14 protein-coding genes are annotated in these 22,401 nt (G+C 50.8%); 6 read left to right on the top strand and 8 right to left on the bottom strand.

What is annotated here, in order from left to right:
- Window positions 1-133: 133 nt before the first annotated feature.
- Window positions 134-1,423, top strand: coding sequence for a citrate synthase (gene gltA / locus FJD38_RS02010; RefSeq protein WP_122784526.1), 1,290 nt, complete (start codon window positions 134-136; stop codon window positions 1,421-1,423).
- Between the two features lie 221 nt (window positions 1,424-1,644).
- Here the strand turns inward: gltA and FJD38_RS02015 are convergent, their stop codons facing one another.
- The 3 genes from FJD38_RS02015 to FJD38_RS02025 form a co-directional block, all read right to left on the bottom strand.
- The gene (locus FJD38_RS02015) at window positions 1,645-3,303 is read right to left on the bottom strand and encodes a cation acetate symporter (protein ID WP_122784525.1); all 1,659 of its coding nucleotides are present in this window, start codon (window positions 3,301-3,303) and stop codon (window positions 1,645-1,647) included.
- Window positions 3,300-3,611, bottom strand: a complete 312-nt coding sequence (locus FJD38_RS02020; RefSeq protein WP_122784524.1) for a DUF485 domain-containing protein — start codon at window positions 3,609-3,611, stop codon at window positions 3,300-3,302. Before FJD38_RS02020 ends, FJD38_RS02015 begins: the two co-directional genes overlap by 4 nt.
- Window positions 3,612-3,835: 224 nt before the next feature.
- Window positions 3,836-4,690, bottom strand: coding sequence for a glycine betaine ABC transporter substrate-binding protein (locus tag FJD38_RS02025; RefSeq protein ID WP_122784523.1), 855 nt, complete (start codon window positions 4,688-4,690; stop codon window positions 3,836-3,838).
- Between the two features lie 279 nt (window positions 4,691-4,969).
- Here FJD38_RS02025 and FJD38_RS02030 point away from each other — a divergent pair, with 279 nt between their 5' ends.
- Window positions 4,970-6,517, top strand: coding sequence for a glycoside hydrolase family 17 protein (locus tag FJD38_RS02030; RefSeq protein WP_146383780.1), 1,548 nt, complete (start codon window positions 4,970-4,972; stop codon window positions 6,515-6,517).
- Window positions 6,518-6,638: 121 nt separating this feature from the next.
- Here the strand turns inward: FJD38_RS02030 and FJD38_RS02035 are convergent, their stop codons facing one another.
- Window positions 6,639-7,004, bottom strand: a complete 366-nt coding sequence (locus FJD38_RS02035) for a hypothetical protein (protein WP_146383781.1) — start codon at window positions 7,002-7,004, stop codon at window positions 6,639-6,641.
- A 230-nt stretch (window positions 7,005-7,234) separates the two neighbouring features.
- On the opposite strand from FJD38_RS02035, the gene FJD38_RS02040 reads away from it, so the two are divergent.
- The 3 genes from FJD38_RS02040 to FJD38_RS02050 all read left to right on the top strand — a co-directional run bounded on the left by FJD38_RS02040 (window position 7,235) and on the right by FJD38_RS02050 (window position 10,164).
- Entirely contained in the window at window positions 7,235-8,533 is a 1,299-nt protein-coding gene (locus tag FJD38_RS02040) for a serine/threonine protein kinase (RefSeq protein WP_146383782.1), read from the top strand.
- Window positions 8,526-9,314, top strand: a complete 789-nt coding sequence (locus tag FJD38_RS02045) for an MlaA family lipoprotein (RefSeq protein ID WP_122784519.1) — start codon at window positions 8,526-8,528, stop codon at window positions 9,312-9,314. The genes FJD38_RS02040 and FJD38_RS02045 overlap by 8 nt, the downstream gene beginning before the upstream one ends.
- 214 nt (window positions 9,315-9,528) lie before the next feature.
- Window positions 9,529-10,164, top strand: a complete 636-nt coding sequence (locus FJD38_RS02050; protein WP_122784518.1) for a response regulator — start codon at window positions 9,529-9,531, stop codon at window positions 10,162-10,164.
- 105 nt (window positions 10,165-10,269) lie between these two features.
- Here FJD38_RS02050 and FJD38_RS02055 read toward each other — a convergent pair whose 3' ends face one another.
- The 4 genes from FJD38_RS02055 to FJD38_RS02070 form a co-directional block, all read right to left on the bottom strand.
- Window positions 10,270-13,875: an RHS repeat domain-containing protein gene (locus tag FJD38_RS02055; protein WP_146383783.1), complete on the bottom strand. Its 3,606-nt coding sequence runs from the start codon at window positions 13,873-13,875 to the stop codon at window positions 10,270-10,272.
- 75 nt (window positions 13,876-13,950) lie between these two features.
- Window positions 13,951-17,358: a hypothetical protein gene (locus FJD38_RS02060; RefSeq protein ID WP_146383784.1), complete on the bottom strand. Its 3,408-nt coding sequence runs from the start codon at window positions 17,356-17,358 to the stop codon at window positions 13,951-13,953.
- Between the two features lie 93 nt (window positions 17,359-17,451).
- Window positions 17,452-19,830 carry a hypothetical protein gene (locus tag FJD38_RS02065; protein WP_146383785.1) on the bottom strand — a complete coding sequence of 793 codons (2,379 nt, stop codon included), beginning with the start codon at window positions 19,828-19,830 and terminating at the stop codon, window positions 17,452-17,454.
- Between the two features lie 46 nt (window positions 19,831-19,876).
- Window positions 19,877-21,664, bottom strand: a complete 1,788-nt coding sequence (locus FJD38_RS02070; RefSeq protein WP_146383786.1) for a hypothetical protein — start codon at window positions 21,662-21,664, stop codon at window positions 19,877-19,879.
- A 192-nt stretch (window positions 21,665-21,856) separates the two neighbouring features.
- Between FJD38_RS02070 and FJD38_RS02075 the strand changes: the two genes are divergently transcribed.
- Complete coding sequence (locus FJD38_RS02075; RefSeq protein WP_122784513.1) at window positions 21,857-22,387, top strand: hypothetical protein; 531 nt, start codon at window positions 21,857-21,859, stop codon at window positions 22,385-22,387.
- The last annotated feature ends 14 nt before the right edge of the window (window positions 22,388-22,401 follow it).

Below are 22,401 nucleotides of genomic sequence, written 5' to 3' on the forward strand. Positions count from 1 at the left end.
CTTAAAAAAAGACATACCAAAGCCTTGTACAGCAAGACTTTAGGCAAATTGACATTCGAATTTATCTATCTATAGTGGTGCGGGCCCTGCGTGGGGGGCAGTCTGATGATTTCAAGCATAAATAGGAGGCCACATGGCTGACAAAAAAGCGCAGTTGATCATCGAGGGCGCAGCCCCCGTCGAGCTGCCCATTTTAACTGGCACCGTGGGTCCCGATGTAATCGATGTGCGAGGCCTGACGGCCACGGGCCGATTCACATTTGACCCTGGCTTCATGTCGACCGCGTCTTGCGAGTCGAAGATCACCTATATTGATGGTGACAACGGTATCCTGCTTCACCGCGGCTACCCGATCGAACAGCTGGCTGAACACTCTGACTACCTTGAAACTGCCTACCTGCTGCTGAACGGCGAATTGCCGACCGCAGAACAGAAAGCGCAGTTTGTCAGCACCGTGAAGAACCACACCATGGTTCACGAGCAGTTGAAGACTTTCTTCAACGGCTTCCGTCGTGACGCCCACCCGATGGCGGTCATGTGCGGTGTAGTCGGCGCCTTGTCGGCCTTCTACCACGACTCCCTGGACATCAATAACCCGCAGCATCGCGAAATTTCTGCGGTGCGTCTGGTTGCCAAGATGCCAACGCTGGCAGCGATGGTTTACAAGTACTCCATGGGTCAGCCCATGATGTACCCGCGTAACGACCTGAGCTACGCCGAAAACTTCCTGCACATGATGTTCAACACGCCGTGCGAGATCAAACCGATCAGCCCGGTACTGGCCAAGGCAATGGATAAGATCTTTATCCTGCACGCTGACCATGAACAGAATGCGTCGACCTCTACCGTACGCCTGGCAGGCTCTTCGGGTGCCAACCCGTTTGCCTGTATTGCTGCCGGTATTGCCGCACTGTGGGGCCCTGCTCACGGCGGCGCCAACGAAGCTGTGCTGACCATGCTCGACGAAATTGGCGATGTGTCCAACATCGACAAATTCATCGCCAAGGCCAAGGACAAGAACGATCCGTTCAAACTGATGGGCTTCGGTCATCGCGTTTACAAAAACCGCGACCCGCGCGCCACCGTCATGAAGAAGACTTGCGACGAAGTGCTTAAAGAGCTGGGGATCAAAAACGACCCGCAACTCGAACTGGCCATGCGCCTGGAAGAGATCGCACTGACCGACCCGTACTTCATCGAGCGCTCGCTGTACCCGAACGTCGACTTCTACTCGGGGATCATCCTCAAGGCGATCGGCATTCCAACCAGCATGTTTACCGTGATCTTCGCCCTGTCCCGTACAGTCGGCTGGATCTCGCACTGGAAAGAAATGCTCTCCAGCCCGTACAAAATTGGCCGTCCACGCCAGCTGTACACAGGCTACGAACAGCGTGACCTGACCAAGCTGGAAGACCGCAAGTAAGACCTGTCATTCCACGATAGTGTCTTAGCTGCACCGAATACGGCCTCTATCCAATAGAGGCCGTATTTTTTTGTGCCCACAAAACCCAAACCCATTTCGTAGCAGCTGTGTATGCCACAGATGTCGGGGCCAATAAAAAATCCCCCTGCCTCACGACAGGGGGATTTCATTACACAGACTGTTTCTAACGTGCAGTGTGCAGCTTAATACCGACCATTGCCTTAATGATCCACCGCCCCGCTCGCCCCCAGCCCCGTTTGTGAACGCACGAACTGCGGGAAGAACAATGCGCGCTCTTTCTCTGCAGCTTTGGACTTGTCAGTAATAGAGAAGAACCAGATACCCGCGAACGCGATAATCATGGAGAACAACGCCGGGTATTCGTAAGGGAAGATAGCTTTTTCATGATGCAGGATCTGCACCCAGATGGTTGGGCCCAGAATCATCAAGCCAACCGCGCTGATCAACCCAAGCCAGCCACCAATCATGGCTCCACGGGTGGTCAAGTTCTTCCAGTACATGGAAAGCAGCAACACCGGGAAGTTACAGCTCGCCGCAATCGAGAATGCCAGACCGACCATGAACGCAATGTTTTGGCTTTCGAACAGGATGCCCAGACCAATTGCCAGCACGCCCAACGCAATAGTGGTGATCTTCGAAACACGAATCTCATCTTTATCGTTGGTTTTGCCTTTCTTGATAACACTGGCATACAGGTCGTGCGACACCGCCGAGGCACCGGCCAGCGTCAGACCGGCAACTACCGCCAGAATCGTTGCAAAGGCTACTGCAGAAATAAAGCCCAGGAAGATACTGCCGCCCACCGCATCAGCCAAATGCACGGCCGCCATGTTGTTGCCACCCAGCAAAGCGCCTGCCGCGTCTTTGAACGCAGGGTTGGTGCTCACCAGAATGATTGCGCCGAAGCCGATAATGAAGGTCAAAATATAGAAGTAACCAATAAAGCCGGTAGCGTAAAACACACTTTTACGGGCTTCTTTGGCATCACTCACGGTAAAGAAGCGCATCAGGATATGCGGCAAGCCCGCCGTCCCGAACATCAACGCCAGACCCAGCGAGAAGGCCGAAATCGGATCCTTCACCAAACCGCCCGGGCTCATGATCGCTTCACCTTTAGGGTGAATCTTGACCGCCTCGGCAAACAGCGCATTGAAGTCAAAGTTGACGTGCTTCATGACCATCACAGCCATAAATGTCGCACCGGACAGCAGCAATACGGCCTTGATGATCTGCACCCATGTAGTTGCCAGCATGCCGCCGAACAGCACATACAAGCACATCAGGATGCCCACCAGGACGACTGCAACGTGGTAATCCAGACCAAACAGCAGCTGAATGAGCTTACCGGCCCCTACCATCTGCGCGATCAGGTAAAACGCCACCACCACCAGCGAGCCGCAGGCAGACAGCGAGCGAATCTGAGTTTGGCCCAAGCGGTACGAAGCGACGTCGGCAAAGGTGTACTTGCCCAGGTTACGCAAACGCTCTGCGATCAAGAACAGGATGATGGGCCAGCCCACCAGAAAACCGATCGAATAGATCAGGCCATCGTAGCCAGAGGTGTAAACCAGCGCGGAAATACCCAGAAAGGACGCGGCGGACATATAGTCACCCGCAATCGCCAACCCATTCTGAAAGCCTGTGATCTTGCCTCCGGCCGCATAGTAGTCCGCCGCTGATTTATTACGTTTGGAGGCCCAATACGTAATACAAAGCGTTGCCCCCACAAACACAACAAACATGATGATTGCAGCGACGTTCAAAGGTTGTTTTTGCACTTCGCCAGTCAGGGCGTCAGCCGCCAGGACAGCAGGAGCAAAGGCAGCAGCGCCCAGAATTGCCAGTAGACGCCTGATCATTGCCCTGCCTCCTTGAGAATTGCATTGTTCAGGTCATCAAATTCGCCATTGGCCCGCTGCACATAGATACCGGTCAGAATAAAGGCCGAAAGAATCAACCCCACGCCTATCGGGATACCCCAGGTGATTGACGAACCAGGGCTTAACTTGGCCCCCATGATGTGTGACCCGTAAGCAATTAACAGGATGAAAGCAACATATAAGCCGAGCATGATTGCCGAAAGAATCCAGGCAAATCGTTCTCTTTTTTTGACCAGCTCCTTGAATCGGGGGCTGTTTTGAATCGTGAGGTAAATGCTGTCGTTCATTATTTTTGTCCTCGCAGCACAGATGAGATGGAACGTTTTCACTATTGGCGGGCTTCAAAATCAACACCAGACGACTTTAGTAGTAGAGCTCTTGATTTAGCTACAGCGCACGTATTCTCTGGCCCTCACGACTATCAAGCACCCCGAGAAGCCCCCTTAGACGCAAAAACCGTTTGGCGTAAACGCCAAACGGTTCTGTGTGCTGCGAGCTAGAGACCTCGCGATTACTTAGCGACCCATTCAGCAACTCGCTCCGGGTGTTGAGCAACCCACTCTTTAGCAGCAACGTCAGGCTTTTTGCCCTCTTGAATTGCCAACATTACCTCACCAATTTCATCTTTTGAGTTCCACGAAAACTTCTTCAAAAAAGCGGCAACTTCAGGGGCTTTGTCCTTCAGGTCTTTACTGCCGATGCTATTAACAGTTTCAGCTGCGCCATAAACCCCTTTTGGATCGTCCAAAAATCGCAACTTCCATTTCGCAAACATCCAGTGCGGCACCCAGCCTGTAACAACAATAGGCTCTTGCTTGGCATAAGCACGGCCCAACTCCGAGGTCATCGCCGCGCCTGAACTGGCTTGCAGTTTATAGCCCAGGCCATAATCCTTGATCGCTTCATCCGTTTTCAGCATCACCCCGGAGCCAGCGTCAATACCGACGATCTTCTGCTTGTAACCCGTGTCATCTTTCAAATCCGCAATAGACTTGGCTTTCACATAGTCAGGGACGATGAGCCCAATTTTCGCATCCTTGAAGTTAGGCCCGTAGTCGACCACTTTGTCTTTGTTCTTTGCCCAGTATTCACCGTGTGTCACGGGCAACCACGCGGACAACATGGCATCAAGCTTGCCCGTCGCCACGCCCTGCCACATGATCCCGGTCGCAACCGGCATAAGTTTTACGTCATAACCCAGTTTCTGCTTGATCACCTCAGCGGCTACATGCGTTGTAGCCACGCTATCGGACCAACCATCCACATAACCGATGCTCAAGGTCGGTTTTTCTTCGGCGATTGCCAAACCTGCACTCATCGCCAGCATCAAGGCCGCTGTGGTGCGCAATAGTCGTCGCATCTTCATTGTCGATCCCCCACCGTGCGTGGCCCGACGAGTGCCGGGCCGCATCAAGACATTGAGGCGGGCATACCCCACCCATCCTCTATGCGCCTTGATCATTAACCGCTCCAGGCCAGCGGCCTGCTCTGACGGCGACCCCGATACAATCAGTAACGACACTGAACGCATTGCCTGATTAATACCAAAACGTGCTTTTCTCGTTACATGTCCAAATTTTGCCAACCACGCTCGGAGGCCTAATTACAGGTAAGATGCGCGCCTTTGCTTACATATGGCCTGACAATGTCCGCGATCGAACGCTTCCCTGCCCTGCCTTATTTCTTCGCCTCTTTACTGGCCGTACTTGCTATAGCCGGTTTCTGGTACGGCTTGGGCCAACCGGTCATATTGCCGGACGCGGCCACCCCTACGCATAAACTGCAATGCGCGTCCTATACGCCGTTCGACAAGGATCAGTCGCCCTTCGACCAGCCCTTCGTGCCTCGCGTAGAACGCATGGACGCAGATCTTGCCCTGCTCGCCACACGCTTTGAGTGCATTCGCACTTATTCACAGACGGGGCTTGAAGCCCTGCCGGAGCTGGCGCGCAAGCATGGTTTGAAAATCATGAGCGGTGCTTGGGTCAATGGAAACACCGAAGACACCCAGAAAGAAATTTCAGCCCTGATCAAGTCGGCCAATGCCAACTCCGATGTCATCAGCGCCTTGATCGTCGGCAACGAGACACTGCTGCGCAAAGAGGTGACAGCCACTCAACTGGTCAAACTGATCAACCAGGTGAAAAGCCAGGTCAAGCAGCCAGTCACGTATGCCGATGTATGGGAGTTCTGGTTACAGCACCCGGAAATTGCCCCCGCAGTCGACTTTCTTACTATTCACCTGCTCCCCTACTGGGAAGATGCCCCTGCAGGGATCGACCGTGCGGTCAATCACGTCGCAGAGATTCGCCAGATTTTTGGTAACAAGTTCGCCCCCAAAGACATTTTGATTGGTGAAACCGGCTGGCCAAGCGAAGGCCGCCAGCGTGAAACAGCCCTGCCCAGCCGCGTAAACGAAGCCAAGTTCATCCGCGGATTTGTAACCCTGGCAGAACAAAATGGCTGGAAGTACAACTTGATAGAAGCCTTCGACCAACCCTGGAAACGCACAAGCGAAGGTGCTGTAGGAGGTTACTGGGGCTTATTTGATGCTGACCGCCAGGATAAAGGCATTCTTGCGGGCCCTGTGACCAACCTGCCGCATTGGCCTGCCTGGCTGGGTCTTGGTCTTGCACTGTTGTTCAGCACGCTGCTGATCGGCGGACGCGTGACGACTGCCCGTTCAGCACTGCTGTTGCCCGCCCTGGGAGCAGTCGCAGGTTGCAGCATCGTCGCATGGGCAGAGCTGGCATCCGTCACCAGCCGCTTTGCCGGGGAATGGCTATGGGCCGGGTTGCTGATTGGATTGAATCTGATTGTTTTGACCCATGCTGCATTGGCCGTTGGCCAGAAAGAAGGTTGGCGGGGCCGTTGGTTTAACGCACTGGAGCGCCGCGCAGGTTGGTGGCTGGCCGGCGCAGGTTTCGCCGCAGCCGTAATGATGCTGGGCTTGGTCTTTGAGCCGCGTTACCGCAGTTTTCCAAGTGCCGCCCTGCTGCTTCCGGCACTCGTCTACCTCATGCGGCCAATACGTGGGCCGCGCCGTGAGCTTGGCCTGCTGGCATTTATCATCGGTGCCGGGATACCGGTGCAACTTTACCGCGAGGGGCTTAACAACCAGCAAGCCTGGGTTTGGGCACTGGTGTGCGTGCTGATGGTTCTGGCGTTGAGTCGTAGCGTGCGCAAACGCTGAAACAGGTGCGCGGACCTGATGCTTGCCAATGCCCAGGGCCAAGCCCGACAGTCAAATCATTGCAAGCCATCAGGTATCGCGCGCTCGCGCACTCATTCTTGCCTGTAACGGTCAGCAATGATTACGACCTGGGGGCTCGCACCAGCCGCAGCGCCGCAATCACCACAGCGAACACAGCCAAGCTGGCGTTATAGAGCGCCAATGCCGGAAAACCAAACAGCAGCGCCAACACTGCCAGCGCATAACCGACTCGCCCGCGCACAAAAAACGCCAACACTGAAGCGATCAAGGCAATCCAGCCCAATACCCTGAAATGGATCAACCAACCCAAGTTGGCCCGCAGTTGGCATTCCCAACGCGCCGTCTGTGCAACGCATGTGCCCACCCACTGCGGATCTTCCATCAAGCCATAACGCAGGCCATAACTGGCAACCAGCCATATGGCCAGAGCGAAAAACAGCACGATTAATGGCAAACGAGCACGCATAGAAAACTCCGATAAGCAAAACGGCGCCCAGCTTAATCGCCCTTCATCGCTATGCAAGCCTTGCAAACAGATATCTGTTCACTAAAGTCATTCAACGTGTATCTTCCGATAGCCATTTGCCTGCTTGCGACTGTGTGGTAATTATTTAGTGCCCCGGCATGGCACTTTGGCAGTCGCCCTGCGGTCATAGCCTGCGAATCTTCTCCGCACCTTCTCTAGGGATAGTCTTCATGCTTCGTTCTCTGCCCCTCGCCGCCCTTCTGGTCGGCCTTATTGTGAGTGCGTCTGCACAGGCGGTTGATGTTGATCCCGCCACCTATGGCTACCCCATTACCAACCCTTTTGAAGCGACAATTGCTACCACGCCTCCGCAAATGCGTCCGTATTTGCCCAGCGAAGATGATATCAATCAATCCGATTACACCCTGACGATGCGACCTGATCGCGAGTTCACGCTGCCTGCTAACTTCTGGGCAGTAAAAAAACTCAACTACCGCATGGCAAAGCAGGATCACCCCGCGCCGCTAATGTTTTTGATCGCCGGCACGGGCGCTCCCTATGACAGCAGCCTCAACGAATTTTTGAAAAAGCTGTTCTATCAGGCGGGATATCACGTAGTGCAGTTGTCATCGCCCACCAGCTATGACTTTATGAGCGCGGCGTCACGCTATGCCACACCGGGCATCAGTCAATACGACGCTGAAGATTTGTACCGGGTGATGCAGGCCGTACGCGCGCAACAAGCAAGCGTACCGGTAACTGATTTTTACCTCGCGGGTTATAGCCTGGGCGCACTGGATGCAGCCTTTGTCAGCCACCTCGATGAGACCCGGAAAAGCTTCAATTTCAAAAAAGTGTTGATGCTCAACCCTCCGGTCAATCTTTACACCTCGATCAGCAACCTCGACAGGTTGGTGCAGACCGAAGTTAAAGGCATCAATAACAGCACGACGTTCTATGAACTGGTATTGGGCAAACTCACCCGTTACTTCAAGCAAAAAGGCTATGTCGATATCAATGCCGCGCTGGTCTACGACATACAGAACTCCAAGGAACGTCTGACCAACGAACAAATGGCCATGCTGATTGGCACCATGTTTCGTTTCTCGTCGGCCGATATCGTGTTCACCTCTGACTTGATCAACCGCCGAGGCCTGATTACCCCGCCCAACTACCCGATCACTGAAGGGACCAGCCTCACACCGTTCCTGAAGCGCTCACTGCTGTGCGACTTTGACTGCTACCTCACTGAACAAGTCATACCGATGTGGCGGGCCAAAACTGATGGCGGCAGCCTGTTACAGTTGATTGACCAAGTCAGCCTGTATGCACTCAAGGACTACCTGCAAAACAGCCCGAAAATTGCCGTCATGCATAATGCGGACGACATCATCCTGGGCCCGGGTGATCTTGGGTTCCTGCGCAAAACCTTCGGTGATCGCTTGACGGTCTACCCCTACGGCGGCCATTGCGGCAACCTCAACTACCGTGTCAACGCTGACGATATGCTGGAGTTCTTCCGTGGCTAAACATCTTTTGCTTCTCGCCGCCCTACTCAGCGCAAGCTATGCCCAAGCGGATAACACCAAGACTGACACGCAGCGCAGCGAGGACATCGACGGCTTTACCCAGCCTTTGAAACTCCTTAAGTTCAATCCCGGGCTGGATCAGCGTGAATTCGAACGAGCAACAATGAGCGCCCTCAGCGTGTACGACCCGCTGGAGCCCATCAACCGCCGCATTTACCACTTCAACTACCGCTTCGATCAGTGGGTGTTCCTGCCCGTAGTCGATGGTTACCGGTATGTCACCCCGAGCTTTCTGCGGACGGGCGTCACCAACTTTTTCAATAATCTTGGCGATGTACCTAATCTGCTCAATAGCCTGCTACAACTCAAAGGGCACCGCTCGCTGGAAACTACAGGCCGGCTCTTGCTGAATACGACGTTAGGTGTTGCCGGTTTGTGGGATCCGGCAACGGCCATGGGCCTGCCGCGCCAAAGCGAGGATTTCGGACAAACGTTGGGTTTTTATGGCGTACCCGGCGGCGCTTACTTGATGCTGCCTATCCTTGGCCCTTCAAACTTGCGCGATACCACAGGGCTGGTAGTCGATTACGGCGCCAATCAGGAAATCAACTTCCTCAACGTCCCTCACGAAAGCACCAGACACCCGGAAATCTGGGTGCTGGGAGCAGTCGACAAACGCTACAACACCAGTTATCGCTACGGGCAATTCGATTCACCGTTTGAATATGACAAGTTGCGCTACATCTACACCGAAGCGAGAAAACTGCAGATCGCTGAGTAGGACTATTCAGGGCTGCGTGCAGCCCTCAACCCTATGTACTGCACTTGGTGTACGAAATAACCCTTTCGCAAGCAATAATACCCAGCTTTGAACAGATACTGCCTACAGCTTTGAGGACTCCAAACTTACTAAAATACGGGCTGACCCACCGCTACTGGATTAGCATGCGAATCTCTACGTATTTCCCCCCCAAACTCTCAAGCTGTATGACTTCATGAGCCCACGCATATTTGTGGCTGATGACCATCCTGTCGTTGTGATGGGTATTCGCATGGCACTGGGTAACTCGCGCTATGCGTCCTCCATTTCGGCTGAGGCCGTTAGCACGGATGAGCTGATGCAACGTCTCAAGCAACAACACTGCGATATTCTGATTACAGATTTTTCAATGCCAAATGGACATTTCCCTGATGGCATGGTGTTGATAAAACATATCAGAAGCCACTTCACCTCCCTGAAAATAATTGTCATGACAATGCTCAGTAATCCACTGATGCTTCATGAAATATTAAAAACCGGGGTACATGGCCTGTTTGATAAACACCAACCCCTGGAAGGGCTCATCAACGCAGTCACACGCGTCTGTAAAGGCAACACGTATATCAGCGATACATTTTCAAGCGTGCTGGCCAGCCCGCGACGTGGTGATACGCTACATAAACCCCTGACAGGGCGCGAGTTGGAAGTGCTCAGATTATTCGGCCAGAATCGATCCGGGCGAGAAATAGCCGAACACTTGAATCGAAGTGAAAAAACCATCAGCCGGCAAAAGTGCATGGCCATGCAAAAACTTGGCATTCGGTGCAACAGTGATCTGATGGAATATATCCGCATGAATGGATTGACTTAGTAATCCCTTGAACGGTGCAGACGCTCATTGCATTTTATATAGGGCGCAATGACAGGTAAGGCTTAACGTGCCCCCTTCCCTAGCGGTACGTTAAGCGGCGATTACTTATACACTGACACTGCTCAAACGCCCCAAACTGTCGTAAACCAGCGTACGACCTGCTTCATCGTGCACCATGTTGCCGTCAGCGTCATAAATAAACTCTAACCGGGCAGGATAGTCCGGCTGGAAGTCATTGGTCAGGGCCGTTAGTTGGCAAGGATCAGAAGGGTTAGTGTACTCATAGAAACTCGCATTGCTCCCGCCCTCGAAGGTCGTTTCTACGAAAGTGATGTTGTCAGTAGCATCAAAATTGAATATCTGACGATTTATGATCTTTCCGTAGGGATCAACAGGGGCTTGACTGCCACTGCACTTGTAGTCGTACAAGCGTGAGCGGGAATCGTAGTAATAAAGTTCATCACGTAATAGTTCGCTCCCGGCTTTCAACGTTCTGCGGGTCAATCTGTCCACTTCGTCGTAGGTTTGTTCGAGTGTTTGAACCAACCCTGCACCCAAATCAAAGGTCCGTTTGCACTCTCGACCGAACTCATCGTATTCAAGATCTATACACAACCGCTGGAGGTAACCGGCAGTTTCATCAACGGTTTCGAGGCTTATCAGTTGCCCTAGAGCATCGTAGCGAAAGTTTGAGCACAGCCCCCCCATACGGGTGGATTTCAATCGGGTATAGCTATCATATTCATACGTCTGTGTCTGGCCAAGTACATCGGTATAGCTGAGCAATCGAGCTTGCAGGCTGTATTCATAGCCCATGACATACGCCTCTTTACCCCCATGGCTAATATGCTCACTTTTCAACTCTCCAGAGCTGAAATAGCTGCGTTCCAGCGTCGTGCCCAATTCTACAGTGCGTAAAAGACGGGCGTTTTGTAAGTCGTACTCATAATTAGCCGTGCTTTCTGCTGCAATTCTTTGTGCAGGTTCATCACCCAGTTCAGGCCTGTAAACATACTCGATTTGATTACCGCTTGGACGCGTGACGCGTTGGGGCTGTCGCTGCCCTGCAGTGAAGGTGTAAACACTTTTTCGTCCACCCGTGATTGAGACAGTCATCCGATCAAGACCATCGAATGCTTGCTCTCCCAAGACTTGGCCATTGACACTGATTTTTACCGGAAGGTTTTCCCTGTTGTGCGCGACGTACTCACGTACGACTTCGCTACTGTCCGGCAATATAGTTTTGGTCATTCGGTCGAAAGCGTCGTACTCATAACGCGTCCAGCTCCCGACAGCATCAACCTCCTCTGCGGTACGACCAAGCCCATCATAACGATAAATATGTTCGCTGAACTGGCCGCCCCCCAGGCCTATGCGCCTCACGCTGACGGATTTGTCGAACAGATTATTGAGGGTGATGGTTTTACCCATACCCTCGACCCATGTGGTGGTTGTGCGGTTAATCGGATCAGTGATCTCGTGCTCCTCCACACCGTCGGGACGAATCATGCTGCGCTGCTCACCCCACACGTCGTATTTGAACAGACTGGTCAGACGAACGTCTTTTTCTCGCTCCCAATCAATAACTGTTTCACTAATCTTCTGCTCTAGATGGTTATAGCTCGCACGATAGATCTCACGCACTGCATGAGGGTTACCACCTAAAGCATCGGCATCCTGTCGAGTTTCACTCAGTACCCGGTGGTGCCCGTCCAGCCAGGTAATAGTCTCAACACCTTTAACATTTACTGCGCTTTGACTGGCCTGCTGGCCTGTGGTGCTGCACAGCCTGTAACTGTAAGTACGACTGGCAACAGCGTCAGTGCCCGGCGCCACGGTCTCTTTGGTCACACGCCCCAGCAGGTCGTACTCGTATGCAATTTCAACGTCATTGTCATCGCGAGTGAGCAAAGGCTCACCGCTGAGTAATGAATGCTCAAGCGTTACGGTTTTACGTACCCACTGGCCTGGATCGCCAGGTACGTCGTCATAACCCATCAAGGTGGTAATTGTTTGTAATACGAGCTCACCGGCACGGGCATTTTTTGTTTCGCCGTACTCGTAGTCTGTAGTGGTGGTATTACCGTTGAGGGTCAAGGTGTCGCGCAATTTGCGCCCGTGCAAGAACGGGTTGTCGGGAATTTCAATGTAGCTGACGGTGCTATTTTGCAGAATGAGCTCATCCTTGCATAACGTCTCATCGCTGATTGCCAGCCAGGGATTATTACCGGCCAGCCCTTCGTATTGGCTGTAGCGATAGCGGGTTTGCAGGGTCGGTGCTTTTCCGAATACGGAGGGCACGGGAGTCACCGTTTTACTTTTCAGGTTACGCACAAACTGTTGCGGATCAGCAGGGCAGCCCTCTTCGCCGTTCTTGTCATACCACGTGTAAGTTTCTGTCACTCCATTGGCATTGGTCTGAATCAACACGTTGCCGAAATTGTCATAAGTAGTGCTCACCACTTCGCTATGACGGGGTTGTGTTGAGCTTACCTTGCGCCACGTCTGAGTCACTGTTTTAGGTAATTGAAAGTAGTTAGGCTGGTCTTTGAATTCCACTGATGGATTAATGTAGTACTCCGTCTCGGTCACTAACAGGGTGTCGTCGACCTGATCTAACGCCTTATGCGTCACTTCTTCGCGCACAATCAAATGAAAACGGTTGAATACCCGCCGTGTTGTGCGTAATGCCCGATTACTGGAATTATCCCAAAGGTGCTCCTGGGTTTCATATTCATAGTTGGAGCTGACCTTATAAAGGTTGTCCAGACCATCGTCAGACCACGCAATGTTGCTGCCATAGCCTAGAAAGTTATGATCGTTAGCTTTGTTAGAGTCATTCGAGCCATAGGTATAACGGGTTTCGATCGCAGGCTGGCCAAAACCAGGATCTCGAGTATGCGAGGCTACACGTGGCAATGTGCGATCGGTAGTGCCCGGAAAATAATGGGGCTTACCCGAATAAGTGACAGTTTCATGACCTGCAGTGGGGGTGTTAACGTGCTTGAGGCAGGTCAGACCGTTCACAACAATATAGTTGAACCGCCAGGAAGCACTGTCATGAGTGGGTAAGACAATACTCTGTGTTTGACCACCGCTGATATTGAGTACAAACAACGCTTCGCGGTCTGTGCCGGGATGCAGTATGAGTTTCATCTCATTGTTGGAACGTAGAAGCCGGAGTAATTGTGAACCATCGGCATTGTTGATGCTACTGAGCAGCGGGTCGGTGCCAAAAGCTCCGTAGTGAAGCGTTACGCTGTGGCCCTGCGGTGAGAGCAGTTGCACTGGCATGGCAAGCCGGCCTTGTCCAACCTCCAGGATCTCTACCAATCCGGATTTATGCTCAATGCGATAACGCTGATTGCTCAGGGCATAAAAATGAAACGAGTCGAGCTTCTTCTCCGGAATATTGATTCCTGAACCTTGTACATTAACTTTAAAGACCTCACCGGTGTACAGCGCCAAAACACCGTTGGCCGGGTTGAATTGCGAAAGTTGCAAGTTCCAACCCTTCCCAAATCCACTGTCACCACTGTTCAGAGGATTGAAATTCAGGTGCAAGGGAACCACAGGGCCACACAACTTATTACCCAACAATTCAGGAAGTTTGATTGAACAGGTATATTGCCCTGTTCGCGGATCAACCTGCCCCTCAATGAAACTCATGAAGTTGAATGCATTGCTATGAACCGACGTAGAAGTTGACATCTCGGACCTCTATCAAAAAGACGAATTTGAAAGCGCACCCTGCAAAGGGTGCGCATCAGCTAAAGCAGCGATACCCTAACCGACAATTTTAAGTCTGTTTCGATTAGTGCCTTCGAAACCAATCTGTACGGGATGTTTATTGCCGTAATTGTCATAAACGTTGATATCGAGCGGCCGATCAAAATCAGCTTTCATATAGCGATCGTATTGCCAGTATTCACGTCGTTGCACGCTGAACAAGACTTGACCATCAGGTACGTTAAGGCCATTAACGAGGGTGAGTCGCGGAGGCTGAACCTGCCCATCAATTCGGCGCAAAAGAATCTCATCATAATGCAAGATCGTTTCACCCTGTTCATTTTTTTGGTCACCAAAAGAATAGCCCGTAATACTATGAACATCTTCCAGTGTCGTATTACTCTCCCACTTGACCATGCTCGTGTTGCCATGAAACTCAACACGTTTGATCTTCTTCTGCACATCATGAATTTTAAGTTTTAAATAATAATAATCCAGCGAGCTTAGATCATCGTCATCCTGACCGCCTTCCATACGGACCGGCCACTCACCAGGATTACCAAAGGTCAAAATGACCCCTCCTACCGTTCCTCCCTGAGGCGGTTCTTTTGCTACAAGGTTAATAACTTTTTTATCCGCCTCACCGTCATTGGGTGATGAATTAGAATAAAAAGGTTTGTAACTGTCACTGATCAACATGGCCGCTATGCGCAGGTCTTCAATTTTATGACACTGAACATAAAACTCTTTAACCTGCACCGCCTTGGCCGAATGATTGTTCACCGCAACAGGTGAAGCCAAGCCCGGGCGAGGGTAAGGGTCATACAGCACATCAGCGACTTCGGTATAGTGCCACTTACCATCCTTTGGCACTCCGCCTGCGCCAACCTGCGGAAGAGGGTTGTGTTCATCAGCACTTACCAGACAGATGCTGGCGAATTCAGCGTCCGACAACATAACCTCTTTGCCATCCACATCTGTCGGTCGCGCCCTCACCACCACTCTGGCCTGCTGCAAACCGTTGGCATATACCGTAGGTGGCATCTCTGTCACTTCGAATAAGAACACATCCATTTCAAACCATTGTGATTGTCTGGCATGGTCAGACAGATGAATAACGCTGTATCCGTAATTATCGAAAAATTCCTCCTCGAGCGTTATTTTGACAACACTGTAGGGAAGAGAGATAACCGATGGGGCTGTAAATACGCCGGTAGCAGGATCGACTTCTCCCTCTCCGACTACAACCTCCCACTTATAGGTGGCAGGTTCATCATCACCCGAAACTTTCAACAGTGCAGAATTAGAAGACCTCAACCCTGGGTGAATGGCAGGTGAAATATCAAGTGAATAAAACCCTTGCCGAAACAATACCGTTGCAAGAGCTTTATCACCGGTAATTGTATCCTCAACATCGATCAAAACTGCTTGCAATGTATTGTCAGGCATATTCATTGTCGGCGGGGTATAAATAGCCTCTGAGCCCTCGACCACCAAACTGCCAATATCATCACGCAGCGTCCATTTCAAAGAACCCGCACCCAACGTTGAGGCCTTGAGTGCCACGGTTTCGGGTTCACTCATATCAATCAACGATATTGCGGGGGTGACAACTACACCGACCATCACCACAGTGACCAGAGCCGAAGCAGTCACCTCTTTGCCTGTCATCTCATCGATGTAAGTCGCAGTAATCACATTGCGCGATGCGCTGCCCTCAAGCAAATGAACCGCCGGCGCCGTATAGGTGCCGTTATCAATCGTTCCCAAAGCTCTGGCGCCGTCGACACTACGAACAGACCAGTTCACCTGCGTGGATTTACGAGCTAGCTGAACAATGTCGAAAGTGATCGTCTCACCCGCCTTGATCACTGGCAGCAGTGGCGAAAGGGTAAACGTTGTTTCTTTAGGGTCGATCTGCCCAACCATGAGCAGATCCCCCGGCAGTCGGGCATCCGTCAACTGCAAAGCATTTTTTTCAGGGAAAAGCAGGTTGCTAATGGCCAGTGCATTTATTTCAGGGATGCCAAAATTATAAAAGCTTGAGGCATCCTGAAAAAAATTCGAATACTTATTCAACTGATCTTGAACAACAGGAATGCAATTATCGTAAAATGCATCGTGAAATTCAATATTGGTATAACTCTCAATAACAGGCTGATAATTGAGTGAAAAATTTGCCGCTAGCTCTCTGACCTTAAACAACACGGTATTATCGGCGGGATCAACGACAGGGTCGAATAACACACTCACATCCCCTGACACTTCGCCATCAGAATCATAATCTTTCGCCCCACCAATGAAGTCCCAAGTACGCACACTGAAAGGTTGCTTGATGGTGCCTAAGTGCCAGACAAGTGAGAGTGCGCCGTCTGAGGTCGAAGTGATTCTTAACGCTTTATCACTCTCCGGATTATAGAACGGGAGCTTATGTTCACCAACGCTCGCCACTTCTTCTTTAAGTCCAGGACTATTGTGCCATCGGTGATAATAACCGGGTAACGGTAGAGCTCCACTCACAGCCTTCAGAGACCCGGCTACTGTGTCCCCCTCATGCAGGCGCTCAAAAATGGTTCCATGACCCAACATATTCTGGATAGGGTACTGAAAATACCAGTCAAATACTGCCCGACTGGCCAATACTACGGCGCCCGAATACTTGGCTTTTTTAGTCGTGGGATCCACATCATTAGGAATGAGATAATCGAACGAGCCTTCCATAGGGGTTTCCCCCTCTTTGGGATTCCCTTTGGTTCTGACCAACAACACCACGGCCCCCTCACCGTAACCGTCGGAGTTACGCAGCGCGCCTGGTTCGGCCGCCATGGTGCGAATCATAAATGAGCGAGGTGCCAGCAGATCCACATCCCGAAGATCAAGGGCTCCCAATTCGTAGACGCGATCTTCCGGCTTTTGCTCCATATACAAGTCTTTGAAAAATTTACCCAGCAGTTCTTGTGATGATTTGTCCCTCACCAGATCACAGCGGCAGTTATAACTCTCGCCAATGTCGAGTATGACTTTACCTTGCTCATTGACCGTGCCTTTACTGGCAGTCAAATCAATATCCATCGTCAAGGTATAGCCTTGATTCGCCGTCACCACGTAGCTATACACAACACTGCCGGGGGCTGAATTGGAACCTTTACGCACATAAGAAACAGTACCCGAGACAATATCCAGGGTGGCAGTCACTCTAGAGTTACGCAACGACGCTGTCTCAAAGCTTAAACGAGGCTGACTCAGTATCAAACCGCTAATTTCCAGTACTTCATCGCCGTCATGGGTCACAACGGCGACGCCTGTAATACTTTTCATAAAGCTGTCGCGATTGAAACGAGTAATGTATTGCTGTTCCAGCAAGCTGTTGACCTTGGCTCGGTTCATAAAGACAACAGCATCCCAACCGAGAGTAACGGACGTGCCTGACATTTTTTGGGTTAATTCAGCCAATGAATAACTCATGGGGTATAGACCTTCAATAAAATGATAAATAAAGTGCCGAGCACTGCCGTAGCAGACCCGCCTTTAAATTGACGACAATGAATTAGGGCGTTGCTAGGGACACACATACTCTTGGGCAGCAGTCAGTATTTCCGTGTACTTAGTCAAAGGCAAAGGAACGGCGGCATAGGTATGCACATTATTTTGGGTGCCAAGCACAGTACCGGACACCACAACAAAACTGCCCGGTACAATGACGGCAGGCTCGGTATAAATACCTGTTTTATCGTCGAATGAACCTACGCCTCCGAGCATTTTCCAGATCACATTACTCGATTCAATTGGGCCATTTTTACCCCTGAGTTCAAATTGAACGGTCCCACTTGAAGGGTCGCTGTCCTCAGATAGCCACATCGGCGTTCCGACCCTCTGCCCGACTATTAGTACATGAATAACAGCATTAGCTGTCTTGCCATTGCGCGTTGTTTTAACTTCAAACCTGTCCATAAAAAAGGGCGTAACAGGCGTAGATAGATCACCTGCAGTGTACATACGGCTATTAGGTTTACCTGCAACTTCAGTCAGCGTTGAGCCCCACTCCGGGGTCAAATGCGTCCACTCCAAAGTGTCGTCATTTAATGACTGCGCAGAGAACTCAGTCGTGCCTCCGGGATCGCAACTGATAAACAGAGGGTTTACCGAGATCATCTCATTAGACACCGACACCAAAGCCGAGCTTTTTACAGGCTGCCCTTTGATGTCCCCTTCTGCAGTAACAATAACAGTCAGTAATCCGTCAATCAGTTCAGCCTGAGAAGGCGCACGGTATACACCGCTGGCGCTGATAGTGCCTACCTGCTCACTGACGCCATCCATATCACGTACTTTCCAGGTGACGTTGTCTGGCGTGGGAGTCAATCGGAATTGCAATGCACTGCCGGCCTCGATGTTCGAATTCAATGGCGTCAATACGGCGGTTGTGCGCAGGGGATCTATTTGCCCGAATACAGCAAGATCACCGGGCACGAATGCCTCGGTCAAGTGCAAGGCATTATCGCCTGGAAAAAGAAGATTTCGCAGTACGAAAGTTTCGAGGACAGGTGTGGTGAGCGTTTTAAGAATGCCCTCTAGTACCGGTCTAAACTCATCCTTCATACGAGTGATAATTTGTAAACTCTCCCACCTCAAGTCTTCCAGAGCCTCAATGCCTGTCACAGACATCGCAAAACTGGAAGAGCTCTCATCGCGGGTAAAACTGACGCGACCGGTATCGTTGTCCAACACCACATCAAAGTTGACCGTGTACTGACAGGTGAGTTCAAGAGTGCCATAATCCCACTCTGGTTTCCACGGAGGCTGCCAGTAAACAACACGACTGAAAGGAATCGCATAAGTCTTATCCAGCACAAATTCGATTCGTTCGCCACGCCCCCTTATCGTCAATGCCGGACCACCCGCATCGACTTCAAAGGTAACGTGCAAGTTCGCTTCAAACGTAGCATCAAAATCATCACCGCGGCGTTTGTATTTATGAACAAACTTATTTCTTATGCTGCCCGCCCCCGCCTTTAAACTCCAGGCAATATCCTTACCCCCGCCATTCTCTGGTGTGTAATCCAAAAACTCGATGCCATGACCAATATCAGCCATTGCAGGGCCGCGCATAATGACATCGAACAATACACGGCTGGACAGCAACATAGCACCTGTAAAGGTGTAACCGCATTGATCCGAAGGCAGCAGATAAATAGAGCTTTGATTTGGAAATGATGTACCGTCTGCGCCGTCTTTCAACGTAATAAACAGCATGACGGCGCCATCACCATAATCTTCATCACCCAAGACAGAAAGATAGCTGGATTTAACCACCTTTATTTCAAAATTAATGGGTGTTAATACGCCACTTTCATAACCGTCAATCGCCCCCAAGGAAAACTTTTTTTGCTCGGAAGGCAACGTACTGAAGTACTCTTTAAAACGTCTACCCACGTCTTCCTGGGCGAGGGTACCCATTACAAAGTCAGCCATAAAAGTATCGGCATTATCAATATCAATGATGACCTCGCCTATACCATTAACATTGCCTTTGGTCAGGGGTTGATCCATCCATAAACTGGGGCCGCCAACCGGTAACACCCGGAGTATCCTGTTAATATAGGGCGGCCCTCCCAAAAATTTATCCGTGCTGACAATCATCCCTGCAATCATATTCATAGTCAGTCGGGCGCGAGGATCCTGCTGGGGGTTGGAAATCTCAAAGGAAAGCCTTGGCGCACCGAGTTTTAAATGTTGAATATGCTCTTTTTTATTTGCTTCCCCCCAGCACATCACCATCGAGAGGGGTTCAATGTAACCACCTTCAGTATCAAAGCGCTCTAGGTATCGCAGAAACAATAATTCATTGGATTTTCTCTGATCATACAGCGTTACGGCATCCCAGCCATGGGTCAGAGACTTGCCTTTCATGGCGTTGACTAATTCGACCAGCGTCATTTTACTCATTATTGATTATTTCTCTTCTGGAGTTTATGACTGCCTGTCAGGCCAGCAGTTTTAGCTTTAACGGATTGTTAAAGAGCTGGGTTGAATACCCACCATCAAAACTGACGCTTGCACGCAACGTAAAATATCCGTTAACGGCCACCCCCTCTAGATCCGCACGCGTTAAATGACCGGCAACCCCATTGACACACTCATCTGGCAACACCTCACGAAGAGTAATAATGTCTCGATCATCCATACCGTTGGCGGTCAACCAAAGACGCACTTTTTGTTGTGTCGAAATAAAAGGCCAAAGCCCAATGCCCAGTTGTGCGCCGTCTGCTGGAATATCCGAAAGTCGAAGCGTTGCCGGTGAGCCGATCTGAACCCCTTCGCAGGTAATTCTCGAAGTAATATTCAGCTCACGAATAAAGAGAAACAATGAATGATCTGCCATTTGCCCAGCCACGCTGTAGGTGACTTCGACGGTTTTACCGAAGTTAGACGGCAATACAGTTGCAGGCACTTTGAACTTGGTGGGATTAGACTGACTGGCGTCGTTAATTTCGCAAGAACCACTGGCATCAAAACCTTTGAAGTATGCCGTGACTGAATCCCCCTCACCAATGGTGGCGTCTGCAGGAATCACAATATAGGCACCGCTGTAGGCGAGCATCGGATCCAACTCGTCCCTGTTAGAATTGACGACACTGTTATCGACGGTGGGTGTAGGCAACACCATGGGTTCACGCACGGTCAACTCTAACGGGGTCCCCGTCCCCGCACTGTCTGCACGGGCATATTGATAGCGCACGTCAATGGCACTCCCTCTGTTGGAAGACAACCAGGACGCAGCAAGGGGCACCTCAAGCTTGCCGCTTTCAATGTTGGAAGCATCGACTTTAAGGTGAACGATTGTATTTTTTAAACGGTCGGTGCTCGAGCCTGTGCCATACACCAACACATCATCACCGACGCGTATACCCGGGTAGGGGGGTATCACTACCCGTATCCCGTCGGGAAACAGGCTTGGATTGATCTCGGTGCCCACCAGATCCCTGACACTTGGGGCTGGCAGTGCTTCAAGTAAGGGACTCTTCACCACAATGCTGCGCTCAGCAGACACGGTCTGACGCTCTTCATCAGGTGATGCATAGGTGATCTCGTAATGCAGCCTGAAGACGCCTCCATTCAACGCCGCCAAGTTTGATTTGTATAAAGTCCAACTCAACACTTGCCCAGGATTGTTACCGGGTTCAGTGTCTGAATCGCTCAGAATATAGGCATTAATAGGTACCGATGGGCCGTCAGTTCCATCCTTTTTTACCCCTTTCCAAACGAGCTGAACCTTATCTCCGTTGGACATGGCGGCATAAGGTGCAACAGCGATAGTCATCGAGTCACCGGGTATATTGTCTATGTGGAGTTGGTTATCGTGTGACTCTTTTACTTGGGGAGCCGACAACCGGCCGGCCTTACCGATACCAAAATGAATCCTCTTGGATTCCACCTTCGGCTCATCAGGATCGTCGGTAACACGCTGGAGATAATAAGAGTAGAAAACCTGCCCCTTGTCCAAGCTCATCAAAACGTGATTGGAAACCGGCATTACAAATCCCAATTCATACTCATGGTCGGGATCAATAGGAATAGGAATCCCCGGATAATCGACAGGGTCGCCGTTTTCCGTCACCCCGAGCCAACTTTGATACAGCTCATCCCCCAGTTGCGGGTTGTCATATTTCGCATACGTTAACAACGGCCCACCGTTCAAGGCTTGCGGGTCAACGGTATTATTAATCAAAAGTGGAATGACTGGCCCTTGAAGAGCGTCTTCGACTGCCATGACTCTTTCCTCACTTATTGTGTATGTGTGCACGTACTGTCTCTAACCGACAACGTGAATAGATCAGTATTTGTACGCCCATTTATAAGTGCCGAGTACTCACAGAAGTGCCAGGTTCCCACAACACCCTCGCCTGCTACAGTCTGCAATCTTGTCAATTATCTTCCGCAGGACTCACACATGAGGTTAACCATGTTGCACTTTAAAAAACCGTTCAACTCGATGTTCGTACTTATGCTAATGGCACTCACCAGCCTCAGCAGCGCAACCCCGCTTGAGACCACGAAGCAAAACAGAGGTATCATTCATTTTTTGAATGATAAATATGAAGAAAAATGCACCTTGGCAGTGCCAGAGTTCAATCAAATTTTCAACTTCGGGGCCAGCAATGAATATTGTGAAAACAATATGGTTACCGCATTTTGGTTAGAGGACGTGCCGTCAGCCACCTTGATAAATTTTCACTCCGCTGAAAGCTGTTCCGACGGCCTATCAAAAGATAATTTTTTTATAAAATTTAAAACAGTAAAGGAGCCTACTGACTGGGGAACCCCAAATAACGTTACTACGGTTGACGGCTTGAGAAACCTCAGAGAAGGATGGCTGCTCCCCAAAAAAAATGTACGCATCGAATCCACTTTTGTGGGCGCTGACTTCAACAACAAGAGCCTGAATGAGCAACTCAGCTGCGTTTATATTGAGCGGTCTCAACCGGTTAACTGATCATTATCCCAAGC

Source organism: Pseudomonas saxonica, assembly GCF_007858365.1.
In the GTDB taxonomy this organism is placed as follows: Bacteria; Pseudomonadota; Gammaproteobacteria; order Pseudomonadales; family Pseudomonadaceae; genus Aquipseudomonas; species Aquipseudomonas saxonica.